Here is a 20,883-nt window from a genome sequence, read left to right as displayed (position 1 = left end):
GAGGAGGGAGGGTTCACGGTGGTGTGTCCTTCTGCGGGGAGTGCGGTGAGATCAGCGCGGGGGTGCGGTCCGTGTGCCGCACGGCCGGGAGGGCGAGGTGCCCTCGGCCCGGGGCTGCACGGGCAGTCCGCGCAGCCACAGGCGGATGGCGTGGCGGCGGATGCCGGCCCAGACGGCGGCGGTCGACCACGGTCTGCGGGCGGCGCACCGCAGCAGGGCGACGGCGCTGGCGGGCCGGCGGCGGCCCCGTACGGTCGCGGTGAACGGGCGGCCGACGGCCGTCCGTAGCTGCACCGCCAGGCGCAGCTCCTCACCGGGCAGCGGCAGCCTCATCCGGTAGCGGCCTTCGACGGTGAAGAACGGTGAGACGTAGAACTCCTTGTCGACCTCCGTCTCCCCGGCCTCGTCGGGGTGCAGCAGGTAGCAGTGGCGCTGCCCGTACGTGTTGTGGACCTCCGCAACGACGCACGCCAGGGTGCCGGAGGCGTCGTGGCACCAGTACACGCTGAGCGGGTTGAAGACGTAGCCGAGCACCCGGGCGTGGGCCAGCATCACCACGTGCCCTCCGTCCAGACCGATGCCGTGGGAGGCGAGGTAGGCGTCGAGTCCGGCGCGGATGGAGTCGCTGTCGCCGGTGAAGTGGTCCCGGGCATCGAAGCGGGCGAGCGGACGCAGCAGGGGGGGTAGTACCGGCAGCCGGTCGAGGTCCACACACCATAGGTAGGTCCGGTGCCGGAAGGCGTGGCGCAGGGGCGCGGTGCGGGTGTGCGCGACCACGCACTCGTACAGCGCGGCCGCGGGCGCGGCGCGTACGGCATCCCGTGCGGCGGGGGTCACCAGCGCGCCCCCAGGCTCCGGGCGGCTTGCACGCCGGAGCGGCAGCCGTCCTCGTGGAAGCCCCAGCCGTGCCAGGCCCCGGCATACGCCGTCGTCCCCGTGTTGAGGCGGTGCAACTCCCGCTGGGCGGCGACCGAAGCGGGGGTGTACACCGGATGCTCGTACACCATCCGTTCCACCACGCGCCCCGGGGCGATGCCGCTCTCCCCGCCCAGCGTGACGACGTAGTCGGCGCCCGCGGGCAGTCGCTGCAGGCGTTGCATGTCGTAGCTGACGCGGACGGGCTCGGCCGACGGATCGCAGCCGCTCATGCGGTAGTTCCAGCAGGCGCGGGCGCGCGGCGACCGGGGCAGCACGGAGGTGTCGGTGTGCAGGACGGTGGGGTTGCGGGAGTAGGTGAACGCGCCCAGGAGCCGCTTCTCGTCCGTGGTGGGGTCCGCGAGCACGCGCAGTGCCTGGTGCGGGTGTGTAGCGATCACGACGGCGTCGTAGGCATCGGTCGTTCCGTCCCCGGTGGTGACCAGCGCACCCCGGCCGGTGCGCCGGACGGTGTCGACGGGGCTGGAGGTGAGGACGCGCTGGATGTGCTTGGCGGCGGCGTCGACGTAGGCGGCAGAGCCGCCGGTGACGGTCCGCCACTGCGGGGAGCCGGTGACGGACAGCAGGCCGTGGTGGTCGAGGAAGGCGAAGAGGTAGGCGGCGGGATAAGACAGGGCGGTGCGCGCCGGGCAGGACCAGACCGCGGAGACCAGCGGCAGGGCGAAGTGGCTGACGAAGTAGCGGGAGAAGCCCCCCTCGCGCAGGAAGTCCCCGAACGTGAGGCCCGAGTGCGCGGAGCGGGCCATCAGCCGACGGGCACCGCGGTGGAAGACCGGAACCTCCGCGAGCAGTCGCACGTAGCGGCCCCGCAGCGCGGAACGGGAAGCGAACAGCCCCGCCGGGCCCCGCGCCCCCGCATACTCCAGGCCGCAGCCGTCGCACCGCACCGACATGCTCATCTCGGCGTCCTGCGTGGCGACTCCGAGCTCCCTGAAAAGCCGCAGCAGGGTCGGGTAGGTGCGCTCGTTGTGGACGATGAAACCGGAGTCGACGGACAGCACGCGTCCGCCGGGCACGGCCAGTTCGTGGGTGTGGGCGTGGCCTCCGAGCCGTCCGTCGGCCTCGTAGAGGGTGACCCGGTTCGAGGCCGCCAGGATGTAGGCGGCGGTCAGTCCGGCCACCCCGGCACCGACTACTGCCACTTTCCGGTCTTCCGCCACCAGTGCTCCCGCCACTCGACACGCCGCTCGGCTGCTGCGTTTCACCCGTACTTCGCAGCAGCGCGGCTGTCGGATTGGTCCCGCTGGGTGAACGCGGCGGGGGCGTGCCGCTCAGCCCGTGAGACCGGCGAGACGTGCGGACAACGTGTCGGGGCGCGGGTAGGTGGCGCCCACGGCGGTGACGTGCTTCCAGCGCAGGCGGCCGTGGCCGTCGATGATGAACACCGACCGGCGCAGGCCGATCAGCGGCGCGCCGATCCCGAAGGACTTGGCCACCACACGCCCTTCGTCGGACAACAGGGGCATGTTCAAGCCCCTGCGGCGGGCGAAGTCCTCGTGGCTGTCGAGCCCTTGGGGGCTGATGCCCCACACGCGGGCGCCGGCGGACTGGAGCTGGGCCAGGCCGTCGGAGTACGAGCACAGTTGGGCGGTGCACACCGGGGTGTCGTCGCCTGGGTAGAAGGCGAGGATGAGCGGCTTGCCGCGCTGCTCGTGAAGGGAGTAGGCGCGACGGTGAAAGGTGCCGTCGTCCAGGTGTCCGCCGGGCAGGCGGAAATCACCTACGACCTCTCCGATCTTCGGGGTGCTTGTCATGGATTACCTCGATTGCCGGTCTGGCGGCCGAATGAGCGCCCGCGCGGGGTCAGGCGGGAAGGGACATCAGGAGCAGGGGGGCGGAGGTGGGCTGGGGGGAGCCCCCGGCGGGTTCGAGAGTCAGGCCCACGGCGCCCGCGTCGGCGGGGTCGCCGGTCAGGACGACGGTGCCGTCGCCGTCGATGAATCCGGCCGGGCGCATGGTGCCTCCGTAGTCCAGCCACAACTGGTAGATCTTGCCCGCGCCGAGTGCGGGCAGGCTCGTGGCGGTGAGGACGGCGCCGTTCTGCCGCTTGGAGGCGACGATGGTCACCGTGGCTCCGTTGGCGGCCCGTCCGCGCACGCTGCGCGCGTCCGGGGCCGCCAGCACGGCACTGACCGCGTCCAGTTGCTGCTGGGCCTGGCGGGCCTGTTGCCGGAGTTCCTGACCGTCCCGCAGTTGCCACACCGTCGTGCCGCCGAATACGGCGGCGGCCACGCTCGCGGCCAGCGCCAATGGCAGCGCCTTGCGGCGCAGCACGCCGCCGAGGGCGGGTGCGGCGGCTCCCGGGATACGGGGCGGCGACTGGCGAACCCCGTCAATGGCGGCCATGACCTGTGCCTTGGCCGCCGTGGGCGGCGGCAAGGCCACCGCTGCTGCCAGGCGCGCCGCAGTCGCCTCGAACTCGGCGGCCTCCATCTGGCAGGTCTCGCACGCCTGGAGATGGTCTTCGAAGGCTCCGCGTTCACCGGCCTCCAGCGCCCCCAGCACGTAGGCGGCTACCAGGGCGTGGGCGTCGGATTCGTCGAGTTTCATGTGGCCACCCCCATGCAGTCGCGGAGACGGATCAACCCGTCGCGCATGCGTGTCTTGATCGTGGGAAGAGGTGTGCGCAGGGTTTCGGCGACCTCACGGTAGGTCAGTCCGCGGTAGTAGGCGAGGGTGACCGCCTGCCGCTGGATCTCGGTCAGTCCGCGCAGGCAGCGGCGGACCTGTTCGGACTCCAGGCGGGTCTCGACCTGTTCGGCGACCTCGTCGAAGACGGTGGTGTGTTCGCGGGCGGCCTGGGCCTGCTCGCGGTCGGAGGCCGCCTGGACGGAGCGGACGCGGTTCACGGCCCGCCGGTGGGCGATCGTCGCTGCCCACGTCGTCACCGCGCCGGCCTCGGGCCGGTAGCGGGCGGCCTGCCGCCACAGGTCGATCATGACTTCCTGGGCGACCTCCTCGGACTGCGCCCTGTCGCGCACGACCTTGAGCACGATGCCGAAGACGAGAGGCGCGAGGGCGTCATAGAGGGTGGAGAACGCCTGTTTGTCGCCGTGGGCGACCTGCTCCATGAGGTCGGCGAGGTCGGTGCGGTCGGCGATCGGCCCGGGACCGAAGGGGAACGGTTGGTTCACCTGTGGTGCTCCGGCCGGGCGGAGGAGGCGAAGGGCCGGCCGGGGAGGGCGGCCGGTGGGCGGGGTGTCCATCGCATGCCAGTCCTTGACGTGTCGCTGAAGCGCCAGCCGGACCGCCCCGCGGATTGGTCCGGCCACCGCAGCAGATGGGCGTGTCAGCAGTACTTCGTAGCGGACGCGCGTGCGGATGGGAGCGCACTTCGCCGTCCGCACCCCGAAAACTCCCAGCGGGACGCCTGAACTCCGGCGGCCCGGGCTGGCAGGGGCTGAGCTCACGACGGGCATCGACCGGGGCCAGGTACGCTCTCTGCCGTCCGACGTCAGCGAGTACGCGGTCCCGACCCTGCCGGCCAGCCCGCGGATGATGCCAAAGAGCGTCCGGCCGCAGCACGTCGACCGCATCGCGGACGACCACGGATATGCCGCCCGGGGCGCCCCGGGTCAGGGGCGGTGGTCGCGCAGGAACAGCGAGGGCCTGGAGTCTGTCCGCGAGGCGTCGAACTCCACTTCGTGCCGCCCCGTGCCGCCGCCGAGAAGGCGGCCGGGCTCATCACCTGCCCGGCGAAGGCAGGCCGCCGGGTCGCTGCCCTGGGCGACGCCGGTGCCGCGGCGACCACCGACCATGCCACTCGTGACGGGGCCGTGCCCTGCGTGAGGCGTGGCGGATCGGTGTCGAGCGCCAGGTGCGGCTCGACGCGCTGTCCGCCTTCGGCCTGCCCGTCTCCAGCCCGTCCACCTACGACACCCCGCGCGCCGGGGGACCGAACTGTCGTGGTCTGGGGCCGGGCCACCCACCTCGCCCCACTGTGGACCTGCCGTGCCTTATCGGCCGGGCTGGCACCGCGCGAACTCTTCCTCGACGTACGGGCGGGCATCTGCAGCTTCCCTCGAATGGCCGTGTGGGGTGGCTCGCCCTCGGCAGGGGTGCCCAAGCTGTCACGGAAAGCACCGGTATGCGGTCTGCAAGTGCGCCCTCATCACCTCTGGGGCAGCCGGTCTCGACTCTCAGCTGGAGTACGCATGAAGAACAAGACGGTCACCTCGGCGGCTGCCATGGCGGCGATAGCCTCCGGGATGATCCTGTCCCCGGTGGCGTTCGCGGACAGTCCCGCGCACGGCGACGACGCACTGCACGCCACGCTCTCCCCCATTCCGACGAGCAAGGTCACCGGTGCCGGCACGGCGATGGTGCATCTCAAGGGGAACCAGGCCACCGTCACCATCAAGACGCAGGGCCTGCTGGCAGACGCGCCGCACGCCCAGCACTTCCACATCGGCGCCAAGGGCCAGTGCCCGCCGATGTCCGCGGCGAAGAAGCACAACGGGCAGCTCAGCCTGAACACCACGGACGGCCTGCCGTTCTACGGCAAGATCGGCGCCTCGCTCACCACCTCCGGTGACGCCGGCGCCGACCACTCGGCCCTCGCAGTCGCGCGCTTCCCCATGGGTGCCTCGTACACCTACCAGCGCACCCTCACCGTCAACGACGAGACGGCGAAGGAGCTGCGGGCCGAGAACGCCGTCGTCGTGGTGCACGGTATCGACTTCAACGGCAACGGCAAGTACGACAACGTGCTGGGTGCCAGCGACCTTGACCCCAAGCTGCCCTCCGAGGCCACCAACCCCGCCCTGTGCGGGCCGCTGAAGATGGCCCCCACCGGGGCGACCGCCGGTGGCATGGGAGGCACACAGGACGGTGACACCATGGCACTGGGCGCCGCCGGTGGCCTGCTCGCCGCTGCGGGAGGCGCCCTGTACCTGCGCCGCCGCGCCAACCACCAGAGCTGACCGGCAGCGGCACGCATGACCGGCCTCAGGCCCCGTGGCCGCCGCGGTGTCTACACCGCGGCGGCCACCGCCTTCACCACCAGCGCACTCGCCCTCCTCGCTACCGCGATGACCGGGCCGCAGCCTCCCCCCGTCCCGCTCCCCCGTGTTCACACCGCGCCTACCGCGCACAGCACGGCCGTACAGCCACAGGGCGCGGTCCTGTCCCGCTCGGAACCCGTCGTCCTCAGCATCCCGAGGATCGGCCTGCGCACCGAGGTCGACGAGGTGACCCGGGCCGCCGACGGTTCCGTCGCTCTTCCCGAAGACCCGGATCACGCCGGCTGGTACACCGGTTCCGTCACACCGGGCGAAAGGGGCAACGCCATCACCGTCGGCCACGTCGACTCCGAGGACGGCCCCGCCGCCTTCTACGACCTGGGCACTCTGCGCCGGGGCTTTCCCCTCACCGTCACCCGCCGTGACGGCAGTACCGCACGCTTCACCGTCACCGGCATCGACGTGTGGGCGAAGAACGCCTTTCCCTCGCAGCGCGTCTACGGCCCCACCACCACCGCAACCTTGACACTGATCACCTGCACCGGCTGGGACAGCACTCACCACACCTACCGCTCCAACCTCGTCATCACCGCGGAACTCACCCCTTGAGGAAGCCGGAGTATCACCCGTGAAGGGAGACTGAGTTGCCCCCGGAGTGAGAAAGAAGACCGGGGCTTGGAAAGCCAGCCACGTCGTATACGTGAGGAGCTCAACAACCCCCAACGCCCCCAACCAGGCCGGGCACACGCCATTCACGTGTAAGTCGCCATGCGCAAACAACGGATCAGGGCTCTGGGGGACGATCCAGCCCCTTGTCACGTTCCCGCCGCGCAAAGCGTCAATGGGTGATCCACAGGCACATGGTGCGGGAGAGGTCTAGTGTGGGAAAAGAGCTCGGGGACCCCAAGACTGTTTAACAGGAGTGTCCATCATGAGCAGGATCCTCGCCAACGGTGTCGCGGCTGCCGCTCTCGCCGCCGCGCTCATCATCCCCGTTGCTGGCGGAGCCAGCGCCGCTCCCGCCTCCGCACCGCCCACCGCAGTGACAGCATCGGTACAGGACGACCACTGGGGCCACGACGGCTGGTGGGGCCACCACCACGGCTGGTGGAACGACTACTACTACGGAGGCGGAATCGGTATCGGCCTGGGCGTCGGCATCCTCTGACAGACGTCATGTCAGGAATCCGCCACCGCTGAGCGCATGAGAAAGAACGGTGCGTACCGCCTCCGCCTTTCGGACAGGGCGGGAGCGGCATGCACCGCGTAAAGCGCAACGGCAACGGTGTCGTAGACAAGTTGGTCATGGTGTTGTTGTACGCGGTGTTGTCGATGCCGACACCATTGCGGTGACCTTGCACCGGTACCGATGACCGTTCCACCGGTGCGCGGATCAGTACCCCGTCGTTCAAGGTCCGCAGCGCATCAGCCACAGAGTGTGCGGTCGACCGGGTCGAATACCCCCATCTGCCCAGATTCTTCTAGCCCGGGAAGAGCAGATTGGGAAGCAGCCCTTCGAGGGAGGCGATTCGATGACGTGGGTCCTGTGGCTCCTGGCCGCCGGGGTGCTCGGTGTCGCCGAGTTCCTCACGCTGACGCTGGTCTTCGGTCTGCTGGCGGGTGCCGCCCTGGTCGCGGCCGTAGTCGCCGGGGCAGGCGTCGGTGTTCTCGGGCAGTTCGTCGCGTTCGGAGTCGCAGCGGTGGCGGGACTCGTGATCGCGCGGCCCGTCGCGTTGCGCCTGATGACGCGAACGCCCCTCACCCGGGAGGGCAGCGACGCGTTGATCGGCAAGACGGCCGAAGTGATCCAGGAGATCACCGCGACGCGCGGTCTGATCAAGGTCGCAGGCGAGGTGTGGTCCGCCCGTGCCCTCGACGAGAGCCACGTGATCCCCGTGGGAACGCTGGTGGACGTCATGGAGATCGAAGGCGCCACCGCGCTGGTCTATCCCCGAGAGCTACTCCCTTGAACGGTTGAAGCCACCCCGACGGAGGAACCATGGACCTGATCCTCATTCCGATCATCGTGGCCGCGATCGTCGTGGTCTTCCTGGTGGCCTCCTCGGTACGGATCGTGCCGCAGGCGCGCCGTTACAACATCGAGCGGTTCGGCAGGTACCACCGCACGCTGCAGCCCGGACTGAACCTCGTCCTGCCGGTGGCGGACCGGACCAACACCAAACTCGACGTGCGCGAGCAGGTGTACTCGTCCGATCCCAAGCCGGTGATCACCGAGGACAACCTCGTGGTGAACATCGACACCGTGCTCTACTACCAGATCACCGACCCGCGCGCCGCGGCCTACGAGGTCGCGGACTACCTCCAGGCGATCGACCAACTCACCGTCACCACCCTGCGGAACGTCATCGGCAGCCTGGACCTGGAGGGCACGCTCACCTCGCGCGAGGAGATCAACGCACGGCTGCGCAGCGTCCTCGACGAGGCCACCGGCAAGTGGGGCATCCGGGTCAACCGTGTAGAGATCAAGGCCATCGACCCGCCGAACACCATCAAGGAGGCGATGGAGAAGCAGATGCGGGCCGAACGCGACAAGCGCGCGGCCATCCTGCACGCCGAGGGCGAGCGGCAGGCCAAGATCCTCACCGCGGAGGGTACGAAGCAGAAGGACATCCTGGAGGCCCAGGGCACCCAGCAGGCCATGATTCTGCGGGCCGACGGTGAGGCGAAGGCGGTGGAACGCGTCTTCCAAGCCGTTCACCGCAACAACGCCGACCCCAAGATCCTGGCTTACAAATACCTGGAGACCCTGCCCCACCTGGCGAAGAGCGACAACAACACGTTCTGGGTGATCCCGGGCGAACTGACCGAGGCGGTCCGCGCCGTCACCAGCGCGTTCAGCGACCACTCGACGACGGGTCTTCCTCCGCTCGGACAGGCCGGGGAAGGAACTGCCGCCGGGAAGGACACCGGGGCTCAGGAGGCCGAGCTCGGTGAGCCCTCGACAGGGGCGCTGTCGCTCGACGCCGCCACGGCCGCTGACGAAGTCGCCAAGCAGGCCGCGGCCGTGGTGAAGGATGCGAAAGCCGAGGCCGAGGCGGCTCGCACTGCCCAGCTCCCGGGTCGGAAACGGACATCCGCCGACGGGTCGCCGCCCGGCTCGTGAGGGCAAGTCTCCACCACACCGTGGTCTCGCGTTGCGTACACAAGCGGAGCACATCCGGGGCCGCCCCCGCCGGCCCCGTCACCCAGCTGTGGCACGCACGGGTTCAGCACGGCCATCCGCCCCGGCGTGGCAGGAGGCCGTGCCGCCCCGCGGCTCTCGGCGCCTGTCCGCCGCGGTGCCGTTTCCCGCGAGGACCGGCATCGAGGGCGCCCGGGAGCGGCTGGGACATCCGTCCCGGCAGGCCGCGTCCGACACGTAATCGAGCGTGCTGCCGAAAACGCCGCGCACCGGCACCAGGGCCGTGACGCTCGTCGTCCCGCGGACGGCCCCGTTCACCGCAGACCGACACCTGGAGGTCCGGCGGCTTCCTTCAGATCGACGGGCTGGCTGAGGCGTTCGCCTCAGCGGACTGCGAGGCGGCTCTCCGCAGCCGTGAGGCCGCGCGCCCCGACGGGGGGCGCCGACGGCCGTGCCCGCGTCCGCGCCCGTGATGTCGCTTAGGGAAAACCCACTGTTCCGGAGGCCGCTCACCGGCTTCCGGAACAGTGCTGCGCGGGGCCGGTGTCAGGGGCGGACCCCGCAGACCGCGAGCAGGCAGAGGTTGAAGCCCTGGGTGTTGCTCGGTCCGGCGTCGCCCCCCGCTGCGGGGCCGCCGACCGAACACCGCGAAAGCAGGCACAGGTTGCCGCCCTGGACCCCGCGGTAGGCGTAGGCGTTGGCCCAAGATGCCTCGCGCGGCTGGTCCGCCCGTATGGACTGCACCCTCGGCCCGGCCGGCTCTTGGGACTCGGCGGCTGCGGCGATGGTCGCGGTCGACATCAGCAGAGCGCCGGTGGCCGCAGTCGCGGCGCTCCAACGCAAGGCGGTGGCGATGAATTTCATGGGTGCTCCAGTGGTCTCGTAGGGCTCGTCACGGCTGAACCGCGACGCGGGAACTTCGGAGCCAGCCACCGCACAGATTGGCGAGTGACTCAAAAACACTGCTTTTTGACTTGTGTGCGCTTGTGAAGTCCAAAACTCGTCGCTCATAGATGTGTCGTGCATCACTCCGCCAATCCGGTGACTGCGTGGCTCCGAAGGATCGATGTGACGGCCCATTGGGGGCAACGGCGACTGTCTGGAGCTGGCGATCGTGCTCGTGTGCGCGATCGCCCAGGTTTGCAACCGCGATGCCGACCGGTGTCCGGTGGTCTTCTACCGAGGTGAGAGCGCGTGATCGACGTACCGCACAACGGGACTTCGCCCCGCCCGTTCGCGCTGACCGCGGCTCAGCGCGGTCTCTGGTTCGCTCAGCGGATGGACGCCGAGAACCCGTCGTACAACGTGGCCGAGTACGCGGACATCCGGGGCCGGATGGACCCGGAGCTCCTGCGGGCCGCCGTGCGCAGGGTCGCGGACGAGTGGGAAGCGCTGCGTCTGGTCTTCGGCGAGCGCGACGGCATTCCGTTCCAACTCGTCCACCCGAGCGCGGACATCGATGTTCCGCTGGTCGATCTGTCGCGGTACGACGACCCGCACGCCGAGGCGCTGCGGCGGATGAGGGAGTGCCTGGACCGACCGGCGGACATCACCATCGGGCCGCTCGTGCGCATGACGCTCTACCGCCTTGCCGAGAAACGCCATCTGTTCCACCAGCAGGTGCATCACCTGGCGCTCGACGGATACGGCGCCGCGCTCGCCCTCGCCCGCATAGCCGAGGTCTACACCGAGTCCCCGACTCCGGCGGCCGCCTGCCAGGGGTCCCGGCCGCAGCCCGCCCTGGAGGCGTTGGTCGCGGAGGAGGAGGCGTACCGGACCTCCGGAAAGCACAGCGCGGACGGCGAGTTCTGGGCGGAGTACCTGGCCGGCGCCCCCGCCCCCACGGGGCTGGCCGAACGCCGGCGCTCCCCCGGACACGGCTCGTTGCGCGCCCGCCGGGAGTTCGCGGCCCCCGACGCCGAACGGCTGCGCGCGGCGGCCAAGCGGGTGGGTGCCGGGTGGCCGACGCTGTTCATGGCGGCCATGGCGGTCTACCTGCACCGCAGCCGGGGGCTCGGGGAGGTCGTACTGGGACTGCCGGTGACCGGGCGGCGCACGCCGCTGGCCCGTGCGACGCCGAGCATGCTCAGCAACATCCTGCCGATGCGGTTGCGGATATCGCCGTCCGACCGGGTCGCGGACGTGGCCAAGCAGGCGTCGGCCCAGGCCCGCAAGGTCCTGGCGCATCAGCGCTACCCGTCGGAGAGTCTGCGTCACGACCTCGGACTCACCGGTACGGATGTCCCGTTGACCGGGCCTTCGGTCAACGTCCTGGCCTTCGACGACCGGCTCAGTTTCGGCCCGCACCAGGCGACGTTGCACAACCTGTCGGTCGGCCCGGTGGAGGACATGGCCCTCGCCGTGCACGCCTCGTACGCCGACGGCGGGATTCACGTCGACCTGCTCGGCAACCCCGGCCTCTACACCCCGCAGGAGCTGGCCGCCCATCACGAGCGCCTGTGCCGTTTGATCGAGGCATTCGCCGACGACCCGGAGCGGACGATCGGCAGCCTGCGCGTCGTCGGCGACGACGAGCGGCTCCAGGTGCTCGGGCTGGGTGCCCCGGCCTCCGCCGAGGCCGGAGGAGAAGAACGACAAGACCTCGCCACCCTCCCCGAGCAGCTCGCCGAACAGGCGCGGACCACGCCCGCGGACACGGCTGTGGTGTGCGGCGGCACCCGGCTCACCTTCGGAGAGCTGGACGCACAGGTCGACGCCCTCGCCCGGGTGCTGGCCGCCAAGGGTGCCAGGCCCGGCGCCCGCGTGGCCGTCGGCCTGCCCCGGTCCACGCATCTGGTGGTGGCGATGCTCGCGGTGATGCGGACGGGCGCCGCGTATCTACCGCTCGACCCCTCGTACCCCGCCGACCGGCTCGCCTTCATGATCGAGGACTCGCGGCCGATCGCACTCGTCGCCACGGCCGAGAGCGCGCGCACCCTGGCCCCGCGGGGTGCACTCCCCTTGGTCGACCCGGCCCTGGCGGGCCTGGAGCCGGCCGTGGCCGAACCGGGCAGGCCTGGCATCCGGGACGCGGCGTACGTCATCTACACGTCCGGTTCCACCGGCAGGCCCAAGGGTGTCGTCGTAGAGCACCGCTCGCTGAGCAACCTTCTCGAACACCACCGGCAGGAAACCCACGCGCTGGCGGAACGGACGCTAGGCCGACGGCTGAGGGTCGCCCTGACCGCGGCCACCTCCTTCGACGCCTCGTGGGACCCGGTGCTGTGGATGGTCGCGGGCCACGAACTGCACATCGTCGGCGACGACATCCGCCGCGACCCCGAAGCGCTGGTGGACTTCCTCGTCGAGCAGCGCATCGACGCCATCGAGACCACCCCCACGTACCTGCGGCAGATGCTCGCCGCCGGACTGCTCACCGCCCCGCAGCACAGGCCCCTGGTGATCGCCCTCGGCGGGGAAGCCGTCGACGACGCGCTGTGGAATGAACTCGCCGCCCAGTCCGGCCTGCTGGTCTTCAACTTCTACGGCCCCACCGAGGCCACCGTCGACGCGGTGACCACCCGGATCACGGGCGGCACTCCGGTCATCGGCCGCCCGGTCGCCGGTGCCGGGGCCTACGTGCTCGACCCCTCGCTGCATCCGCTACCACTGGGCGCAACCGGTGAACTGTACCTGTCCGGCGAGGGCGTGGCGCGCGGCTACTCCGGCCGTCCGGGGCTCACCTCGGAGCGGTTCCTGCCAGACCCGTTCGGGCCGCCCGGGGGGCGGATGTACCGCACGGGAGACCTCGCCCGCTGGAGCGGGAGCGGCGCCCTGGAGTTCCTGGGCCGAAGCGACCGCCAGATCAAGGTGCGTGGCTACCGCGTGGAGACCGGCGAGGTCGAGTCCGCACTGCGGAGCCTGCCGGGCGTCACCGAGGCGGCGGTCACCCTGACCGGCTCTGCGGACGGGGTGGAACGTCTCGCCGCGTACCTAGTGACCGAGGGCCCGGCGGGCGGCACGGAACTCGCGGACGCACGGGACGCCCTGGCCGGTCTGCTTCCCGAGCACATGGTGCCGACCGCCTGGGCGACGGTGCCCCGGCTGCCGCTCACCCCGAACGGGAAGCTCGACACCGGCCGCCTGCCGCAGGCCACGCCGGTCGCGGCCCGCGGCAGCGCACCGCGCACCCCCGACGAGGAACTGATGTGCGCGGTCTTCGCCGAGTGCCTGGGCGTGCCCCGGGCAGGCCGGGACGACAACTTCTTCCTGCTGGGCGGGCATTCGCTGCTGGCTACCCGCCTGGTGAGCCGGGTCCGCGGCGCCTTCGGCGTCGAGCTGCCGGTCAGCGCCCTCTTCGAGTCGCCGACCCCGGCCGGTCTCGTCGCCGTACTGGACACGGCGCCGACGGCGCGGCCGCCGGTCGAGGCCGCCTCGCCGCGCCCCGAGCGGCTGCCGCTGTCCTTCGGGCAGCAGCGGCTGTGGCTCCTGGAAGAGCTGGGCGAAGCCGGCGCCGCCTACCACCTGCCGGTCGCTCTGCGGCTGTCGGGTCCGCTGCACCGGGAAGCGCTCGCCGACGCGCTCGCCGACCTGACGGGACGGCACGAGAGCCTGCGTACCCTCTTCGCCGTCGACGAGGAGGGCCCCCGCCAACGCGTCCTTTCTCCGGAGGCCGCCCGCCCGGCGCTCGTGGTGATGCCGGAGGGGCCCGTGGAGTCCGATCCCACGCCCTTCGCCCTCGACCGTGAACTGCCTCTGCGCGCACGGTTGTTCCCCGTCGAACCAGATGAGCACGTGCTTGTGCTGACGCTGCATCACATCGCGGCGGACGGCTGGTCGATGGGCCCGCTCATGCACGACCTCGCCACCGCCTACGCGGCGCGCGCCACCGGCGGGGCTCCGCGATGGGACGCCCTTCCCGTGCAGTACGCCGACTACGCCCTGTGGCAGCGCGGCCTGCTGGGCGACCCGCGAAGCGGCGACAGCCTCGCGGGACGCCAGCTCGCCCGCTGGGCGCATCTGCTGGAAGGGCTACCGGAGGAGCTGACCTTCCCCGCCGACCGGGCACGCCCGGCGCGGGCGTCCGGCCGGGGCGGGGCCGTGCCCGTCCGGCTCGACGCCGCCACGCACCGCGCGCTGGTACGGCTCGCGGCCGATTGCGGGGCCAGCACGTTCATGGTGCTGCACGCGGTACTGGCCGCCCTGATGACACGTCTGGGCGCCGGCGAGGACATCGCGATCGGTACGCCGGTGGCGGGCCGCACCGACGAGTCCCTCGCCGACATGGTGGGCTTCTTCGTCAACACGCTGGTGCTGAGGACCGACACCTCCGGTGCGCCGAGCCTGCGCGAACTCGTGGAGCGAGTACGGCGCGCCGACCTCGCGGCCTACGCACTCCAGGACCTTCCCTTCGAGCGCATCGTGGAGGAGGTGGCGCCAGCACGCTCGCTCTCCCGCCACCCCCTCTTCCAGGTCATGCTCAGCCTCAACAACACCCCGGCGCCGCGCCCCGCTCTGGCTGGCCTCAGCGTGTGCCACGAGCCCTCCACCGGCCGCTCCGGGGCCAAGTTCGATCTCACCTGGGACCTGACCGAAGAACACGACGAGGGCGGCGCGCCGACTGGTGTCGTCGGTGAGCTGGAGTTCAGCGAGGACCTCTTCGACCGAGGTACGGCCGAGCGCTTCGCCGAGCACTTCACGCGCCTGCTGCAGGCGGCCCTCGCCGACCCCGGCCGCCCCACGGCCGACATCGGCTTCCTGACCGCCGGCCAGCACGACGCGGCCCTGGACGAGCTGCCCCGGCCCGCACCGATCCCGGTGGCCGCGCCATCCCCCGCTCCCCGGGAGGCGACGGGCGAGGACTGGACGGTGGTGGACGTGCTCACCGCCCGCGCCACCGCCCAGCCGGGCCGTACCGCCGTGGTCGCCTCCGACGGCCGCCTCAGCTATGGGGACCTGCTGGCACGAGGCGAGCAACTGGCCTGTGTGCTGCGGGCGTCCGGTGTCGGCGGTGGCGACCGGGTGGCGGTAGCCCTGCCCCGCACGTCGCTGCAGATCGTGGCGCTGTTCGGGGTGCTGCGTGCCGGAGGCGTGTACGTACCGCTCGACCCCTCGCATCCCCGTACCCGCAACCGGATGATCCTCGACACCGCCGCACCCCGGCTGCTGCTGACCACGACCGAAACACGGGACGCGCTGCCGCCGGCACCAGCCAGTCTCCTTCTCGACGACCCGACGCTATGGCGCCCCGCCGGAGGGACGCTGCCCGGGACTCCGCGCGCCCGGGACGCCGCATACGTGCTCTACACCTCGGGGTCCACGGGCCTTCCCAAGGGCGTCGTCGTCGAGCACCGGTCCCTGGCGAACCTCTTCGCCAGTCACCGCGAGAAGCTGATGGAGCCCGCCGAGGAGGAGAACAACGGCCTCCCGCTGCGGGTCGCGCTCACGGCCGCCACCACCTTCGACGCCTCATGGGACCCGTTCCTGTGGATGGTCGCCGGACACGAACTGCACCTGGTGGACGACGCGACCCGCCGCGACCCCGAGGCGCTCACCGCTCTCGTGCACCGCAGCGCGATCGATGTCGTCGAGACCACTCCGTCCTTCCTCGAACAGCTGCGTTCCTGCGGCCTGTTCGCCCCCGGGCGGCCCCGTCCGCGCGTCCTCGCACTCGGCGGCGAAGCCGTGAACGAGTCGCTGTGGCAGGAGCTGGCGGCGCTCCAGGGCGTCGCGGTGTGGAACCTGTACGGGCCCACCGAGACCACCGTGAACAGTGTGATGGGCCGCGTGACCGCCGGTACCCGCCCCCACCTCGGCCACCCCGTCACCGGCACCCGTGCCAGGGTGCTCGACGAGCGGCTGCGGCCGGTCGCTCCGGGGGTCACGGGCGAGCTGTACCTCTCGGGCGCCGGTCTGGCCCGCGGATACGAGAACCGCCCCTCCGCCACGGCGGCCCGCTTCCTGCCCGACCCGTACGGCGTCCCGGGAACCCGGATGTACCGCACGGGCGACCTTGTGCGGCGCAGGGAGGGGCGCCTCGAATACGTGGGGCGTGCCGACGGGCAGGTCAAGGTACGCGGGTTCCGCGTCGAGACCGGCGAGATCGGTACGGTGCTCACCGCGCATCCCGATGTGGCGCACTCCGCGGTCGCCGTACAACCGGACGTGCGGGGCGACGGGCGGCTCGTGTGCTGGGTCGTCGCCTGTGACGGGCAGGAACTGTCCACCCGTGCCCTGCGGGCCTACCTGGCCGACCGGCTTCCGGCGTACATGGTGCCGACGGCGGTCATACCCGTGGCCGCGCTGCCGCTGACCGCGCACGGCAAGGTGGACTTCGCCGCGTTGCCCACCGCGGCGGACGCGGGCCTCGGGACCGGGGCGGTGCCCGACACCGACCCGCCCCGCTCCGCACCGGAAGAGATCCTGTGCGCCCTGTTCGCGGAGAGCCTCGGACACGAACGGGTCGGCCGCGACGACGACTTCTTCGAACTGGGCGGTCACTCACTGCTGGCCACCCGCCTCGTCGGCCGGATCCGTTCGGCGTTCGGCGTCGAGCTGCCGGTCCGTGCCCTCTTCGAGTCCACCACCCCGGCGGCGCTCGCCGAGCGGCTGGACGAAGCAGGCACGGCGCGTCCCGCGCTACGCAGGTCCCCCAGGCCCCCTAAGCCGCCGCTGTCCCCCGCACAGCAACGGCTCTGGTTCCTGCACCAGATGGACCCGGACTCCGCCGCGTACCACATATCCGTCGCAGTACGGCTGAGCGGCACCCTGGACCGCACGGTGCTGCACCGGGCACTCGCCGACGTGGTGGCCCGGCACGAGAGCCTGCGCACCCTCATCAAGGTCGACGGCGGTGAACCCTTCCAAGCCGTGCTCGCTCCCGGCGACGCGCGCCCCGGCATGCCGGTGACGGCCCTGGAGGACACGGCTCTCGCACAGGCCCTGCGGGAAGCGAGCGGGCGGCCGTTCGACCTGGCCCAGGAGATACCCCTGCGCGCCGAGCTGTTCCGGCTCGCCGAGGACCGGCACACCCTGCTGATCACGGTGCACCACATCGCGGCCGACGGATGGTCGATGGGCCCGCTGGCCCAGGACCTGGCCGGTGCCTACGCGGCGCGGACGTCCGGACGCGCACCCAGCTGGACGGCGCTGCCGGTCCAGTACACGGACTACACCCTGTGGCAGCGCGGGATGCTCGGCAGCACCGACGACCCGGCGTCGTTGTCCACCGGTCAACTGGCGTACTGGACCGCACGGATGGCCGGGGCACCGGAGGAGACGCCGCTGCCCGCCGACCGGCCCAGGCCCGCCGTCTCCAGTGGAAGCGGCGGCGTCGTGACGTTCCAGGTGCCGGCCGACACGACTACGGCACTAGACCGGTTGGCCAGGACCTCCGCGACCAGCACCTTCATGGTTCTGCACGCCGCGCTGGCCGCCGTCCTGCACCGCGCGGGCGCCGGCGAGGACATCACGATCGGCACCCCGGTGGCCGGGCGGACGGACGAGGCCCTCGAACCGCTCGTCGGCTTCTTCGTCAACACGCTCGCCCTGCGCACCGAGGTGGACCCGCGGACGACGTTCAGGGAGCTGCTGGCCGGGGTGCGGGAGACCAACCTGGCCGCCTACGCCCACCAGGAGCTGCCGTTCGAACGCCTCGTGGAGACCTTGCAGCCCGCGCGCTCCCTCGCCCGGCACCCCCTCTTCCAGGTGATGCTCACCCTCAACAACACCCGGCCGCCCCGCCTGGACCTGCCGGGCCTACGGGCGCGGATGGAGGGAGTAGACACCGGGGGAGCCAAGTTCGACCTCTCCTTCGGTTTCACCGAACGGCCCGCAGCGGTGCCCGGTGAGCAAACCCTCGACGCCACCCTGGAGTTCAGCCGGGACCTCTTCGACGAGGACACGGCGCACCGGATCACCCAGTGGTTCCTGCACCTGCTCGACCTGGCCGTCTCCGAACCCGGCACCAGAATCGCCGACCTGGCCCTGACCGACGAGCACGAGCAGGAGCGCCTGCTGGCCCTGGGCCACGGAGCCGAGCCCGCCACCGGCTCGGCGGCGACCGTCCTCGACCAGTTCGCCGAGACGGTCGCCGCGTCGCGCAGCGGTGACATCGCGGTCACCGCGCCCGACGGCCGGATCTCCTTCCCGGAGCTCGACACCCGCTCCGGACGCATCGCCTCCCTGCTGAAGGAGACCGGTGTAGGCCCCGGCGACGTGGTGGCCGTGCTGCTGCCCCGGTCCGTCGACTCCGTCGCGGCCCTACTGGGGGTACTCAAGGCCGGCGGGGTCTACGCGCCGGTCGACGATTCCCTCCCCCAGGGACGGATCGACGCCGTCCTCGACGACGCCCGGCCCCGGCTCGTCGTCACCGTCGACGCCACGGCCGGCCGGGCCGGGGACGCCTGGCCCCGGCTGGTACTCGACGGCGCAGAGCCGGCCCGCTTCCTCACGGCGCCGGACACCGGCGCGCCCGCCGTCCGACCCGCACCGGACTCGGCGGCGTACCTCATCCACACCTCGGGGTCGACCGGGCGCCCCAAGGGCGTGCTCGTCGGGCACGGCTCGCTGGCCCGGCTGCTGGACCACCACCGGCGGCAGGTCTTCGCCCCGGCCGTTCGCGCGAGCGGCGGCCGGCGGCTGCGGGTGGCGTTGACCGCCGCCCTGTCGTTCGACGCCTCCCTCGACCCCGTGCTGTGGATGACCGCCGGACACCAGTTGCACGTCCTCGACGACCTGACCAGGCGCGATTGCGAAGCGCTGGTCGACGCGGTGCGCGAGCACCGCATCGACGTCCTGGAGTCGACACCCAGCCACGTGCGGCAACTCCTGGACGCCGGGCTGCTCGCACCAGGCCCCCACCACCGCCCGTCAGTCGTCGCGCTCGGCGGCGAGGCCGTCCCGCAGGCCCTATGGACCGCGCTGCGCGAGGCGCCCGAGGTGCGGTCCTGGAACTTCTACGGCCCGACGGAAGCCACCGTCGACACCGTCATCGCCCCGCTCGCCGAGACCGACCGCCCCGTGCTGGGCACACCGGTCACCGGCACCCGCGCGTATCTGCTGGACGCGCGGCTGCGCCCGGTGCCCATGGGGATCGTCGGCGACCTGTACCTCGCCGGCGACAGCCTCGCGCTCGGCTACCACGGGCGCCCGGCCGAGACAGCCCGCAGCTTCGTACCCGATCCGTACGGCCCCGCCGGCGCACGGATGTACCGCACCGGAGACCGCGCGCGACGCGGCAGCGACGGCGCACTCGAATTCGCCGGACGCTCCGACAGCCAGGTCAAGGTGCGTGGCTTCCGGGTCGAGCCGGACGAGATCGCGGCCGTGCTCGAAACACACAGCGACGTCGTCCAGGCCGCCGTGACAGCCCACGACAGTGAGGACGCGGGGACACAGCTGGCCGCCTACCTGGTCCTGACCGAAGCGGCCGAAGCGGCCGGGGCGGCAGCCGCTCTGGCGGCGATACGGGACCACGCGGCCCGCAACCTGCCCGTGTACATGGTCCCCACCAGATGGCAGCCCCTGGCCGAGATGCCGCTCTCCCCCAGCGGCAAACTGGACCGCAGGGCCCTGCCCGACCCGGCGTCCTCCGCCCTCGCGGTCGGCGCCGATCGCGTCGGCAGGGGGCCGCGCAACCCTCGCGAGGACGTGCTGTGCACCCTCTTCGCGGAGGTGCTCGGCGTCGAACAGGTACTGATCGACGACGACTTCTTCGCACTGGGCGGCCACTCCCTGCTCGCGACCCGGCTCATCGGCCGCATCCGCACCGCCCTGGGCGTCGAGGTCAGCATCCGCAGCCTCTTCGAGGCGCCGACCGTCGCCGCGCTCGCGGAACGCCTCCTCGACGGCGGGGACGACAATCCGCTGGCGACGCTGCTGCCGCTGCGCACCGCCGGCGACCGCCCGCCCCTGTTCTGCGTCCACCCGGCGGGCGGACTGGCCTGGGCGTACGGCGGACTGCTGCCCCACCTCGACCCCGACCAGCCGGTGTACGGCCTGCAAACCCCCAACCTCGACGGCACGGCGCCCTTCCCCGACAGCATGGAGGCGATGGCGGCCGTGTACGCCGCCGAGCTGCGAGCGGTACAGCCGCACGGGCCGTACCACCTCTTCGGCTGGTCCTTCGGCGGCAACCTCGTGCAGGAGGTCGCGGTGCAGCTCCAAGAGGCAGGTGAACAGATCGCGCTGCTGACCATCCTCGACGCCTTCCCCATCGCGCCGCTCGACGGCCTGGACAGCGCCGGCCGCGACACCGTGTTCCGGGCGCTGCTGTCCAACCTGGGAGTGGGGGAGGACGCGCTCGAAGGAGACGGCGAAGTCGAGGCGACCGCTGTGCGGGACGCGTTCCGCCGCAGCGGCAGCCCGCTCGGGTCTCTCGAACCGGCCACCATCGACACGATGGTGGACAACTTCGCGGGCCAGGCACGGCTGATGCGCACATACACCCCCCGCACGTTCCGGGGCCATGTGCTGTTCTTCACCGCCACCGAAGGCCGCCCGCGCGACGCCTTCGGACTCGAACTGTGGGCACCGTACATCGACGGACACATCGAGAACCACGACGTGGCGTGCGCGCACGCCCAGATGATGCAGCCGGCCGCGCGGGCGCAGATCGGCACGACCCTGGCCGCCGCGCTGCGCGCCGGTCACCACACCGCACAAGGAGATCACTCATGACCAACCCCTTCGACGACCCGCAAACCCAGCACCGCGTCCTCGTCAACGACGAGGACCAGCACGCCCTGTGGCCGTCCTTCGCCGACGTCCCTGCCGGGTGGGAGCCCGTGTTCGGCCCCGCAGCCCACGCCGCCTGCCTGGATTACGTAGAGGCGCACTGGACGGACCTCACACCCAGGAGCGCCCGCGCCGCCATGGCCTGAACAAGACCCGCGGGTCCCAGAA

Annotated in this window: 14 protein-coding genes; 7 read left to right on the top strand and 7 right to left on the bottom strand. The window is 71.6% G+C overall.

Annotation, left to right across the window (positions count from 1 at the left end; all coding sequences use genetic code 11):
- Positions 1-51 precede the first annotated feature (51 nt).
- The 6 genes from ACIP93_RS36800 to ACIP93_RS36775 all read right to left on the bottom strand — a co-directional run bounded on the left by ACIP93_RS36800 (position 52) and on the right by ACIP93_RS36775 (position 4,694).
- Positions 52-837 (bottom strand): DUF1365 domain-containing protein, encoded by a 786-nt coding sequence (locus ACIP93_RS36800; protein WP_401766573.1) that lies wholly within the window; start codon positions 835-837, stop codon positions 52-54.
- Entirely contained in the window at positions 834-2,078 is a 1,245-nt protein-coding gene (locus tag ACIP93_RS36795) for an NAD(P)/FAD-dependent oxidoreductase (RefSeq protein WP_401766570.1), read from the bottom strand. Before ACIP93_RS36795 ends, ACIP93_RS36800 begins: the two co-directional genes overlap by 4 nt.
- Positions 2,079-2,207: 129 nt before the next feature.
- On the bottom strand, positions 2,208-2,690 hold the full coding sequence (locus ACIP93_RS36790; protein ID WP_401766568.1) for a peroxiredoxin: 483 nt from the start codon (positions 2,688-2,690) through the stop codon (positions 2,208-2,210).
- Between the two features lie 49 nt (positions 2,691-2,739).
- Complete coding sequence (locus ACIP93_RS36785) at positions 2,740-3,486, bottom strand: anti-sigma factor domain-containing protein (protein ID WP_401766565.1); 747 nt, start codon at positions 3,484-3,486, stop codon at positions 2,740-2,742.
- Positions 3,483-4,070: an ECF RNA polymerase sigma factor SigK gene (gene sigK, locus ACIP93_RS36780; RefSeq protein WP_401766562.1), complete on the bottom strand. Its 588-nt coding sequence runs from the start codon at positions 4,068-4,070 to the stop codon at positions 3,483-3,485. The genes ACIP93_RS36785 and sigK overlap by 4 nt, the downstream gene beginning before the upstream one ends.
- A gap of 441 nt (positions 4,071-4,511) precedes the next feature.
- The gene (locus ACIP93_RS36775; RefSeq protein WP_401766560.1) at positions 4,512-4,694 is read right to left on the bottom strand and encodes a hypothetical protein; all 183 of its coding nucleotides are present in this window, start codon (positions 4,692-4,694) and stop codon (positions 4,512-4,514) included.
- A gap of 396 nt (positions 4,695-5,090) precedes the next feature.
- On the opposite strand from ACIP93_RS36775, the gene ACIP93_RS36770 reads away from it, so the two are divergent.
- From ACIP93_RS36770 to ACIP93_RS36750, 5 genes are all read left to right on the top strand, one after another.
- Positions 5,091-5,858: a hypothetical protein gene (locus ACIP93_RS36770; protein ID WP_401766558.1), complete on the top strand. Its 768-nt coding sequence runs from the start codon at positions 5,091-5,093 to the stop codon at positions 5,856-5,858.
- 15 nt (positions 5,859-5,873) lie between these two features.
- Positions 5,874-6,506, top strand: coding sequence for a sortase domain-bontaining protein (locus ACIP93_RS36765; RefSeq protein ID WP_401766556.1), 633 nt, complete (start codon positions 5,874-5,876; stop codon positions 6,504-6,506).
- Positions 6,507-6,828: 322 nt separating this feature from the next.
- Positions 6,829-7,065 carry a hypothetical protein gene (locus ACIP93_RS36760; RefSeq protein ID WP_401766553.1) on the top strand — a complete coding sequence of 79 codons (237 nt, stop codon included), beginning with the start codon at positions 6,829-6,831 and terminating at the stop codon, positions 7,063-7,065.
- A gap of 364 nt (positions 7,066-7,429) precedes the next feature.
- On the top strand, positions 7,430-7,867 hold the full coding sequence (locus ACIP93_RS36755) for an NfeD family protein (RefSeq protein WP_401766550.1): 438 nt from the start codon (positions 7,430-7,432) through the stop codon (positions 7,865-7,867).
- Positions 7,868-7,896: 29 nt separating this feature from the next.
- Positions 7,897-9,021, top strand: coding sequence for an SPFH domain-containing protein (locus ACIP93_RS36750; RefSeq protein ID WP_401766548.1), 1,125 nt, complete (start codon positions 7,897-7,899; stop codon positions 9,019-9,021).
- A gap of 564 nt (positions 9,022-9,585) precedes the next feature.
- Here ACIP93_RS36750 and ACIP93_RS36745 read toward each other — a convergent pair.
- Positions 9,586-9,903 (bottom strand): hypothetical protein, encoded by a 318-nt coding sequence (locus ACIP93_RS36745; RefSeq protein ID WP_401766545.1) that lies wholly within the window; start codon positions 9,901-9,903, stop codon positions 9,586-9,588.
- 330 nt (positions 9,904-10,233) lie between these two features.
- On the opposite strand from ACIP93_RS36745, the gene ACIP93_RS36740 reads away from it, so the two are divergent.
- Entirely contained in the window at positions 10,234-20,658 is a 10,425-nt protein-coding gene (locus tag ACIP93_RS36740; RefSeq protein WP_401766542.1) for an amino acid adenylation domain-containing protein, read from the top strand.
- Positions 20,655-20,861, top strand: a complete 207-nt coding sequence (locus ACIP93_RS36735) for an MbtH family protein (protein ID WP_401766539.1) — start codon at positions 20,655-20,657, stop codon at positions 20,859-20,861. Before ACIP93_RS36740 ends, ACIP93_RS36735 begins: the two co-directional genes overlap by 4 nt.
- Positions 20,862-20,883 lie beyond the last annotated feature (22 nt).

Origin of the sequence: Streptomyces sp. NPDC088745 (assembly GCF_044751045.1) — a bacterium.
GTDB lineage: Bacteria > Actinomycetota > Actinomycetes > Streptomycetales > Streptomycetaceae > Streptomyces > Streptomyces cremeus.
This window is presented reverse-complemented; position numbering and strand designations above follow the sequence as displayed.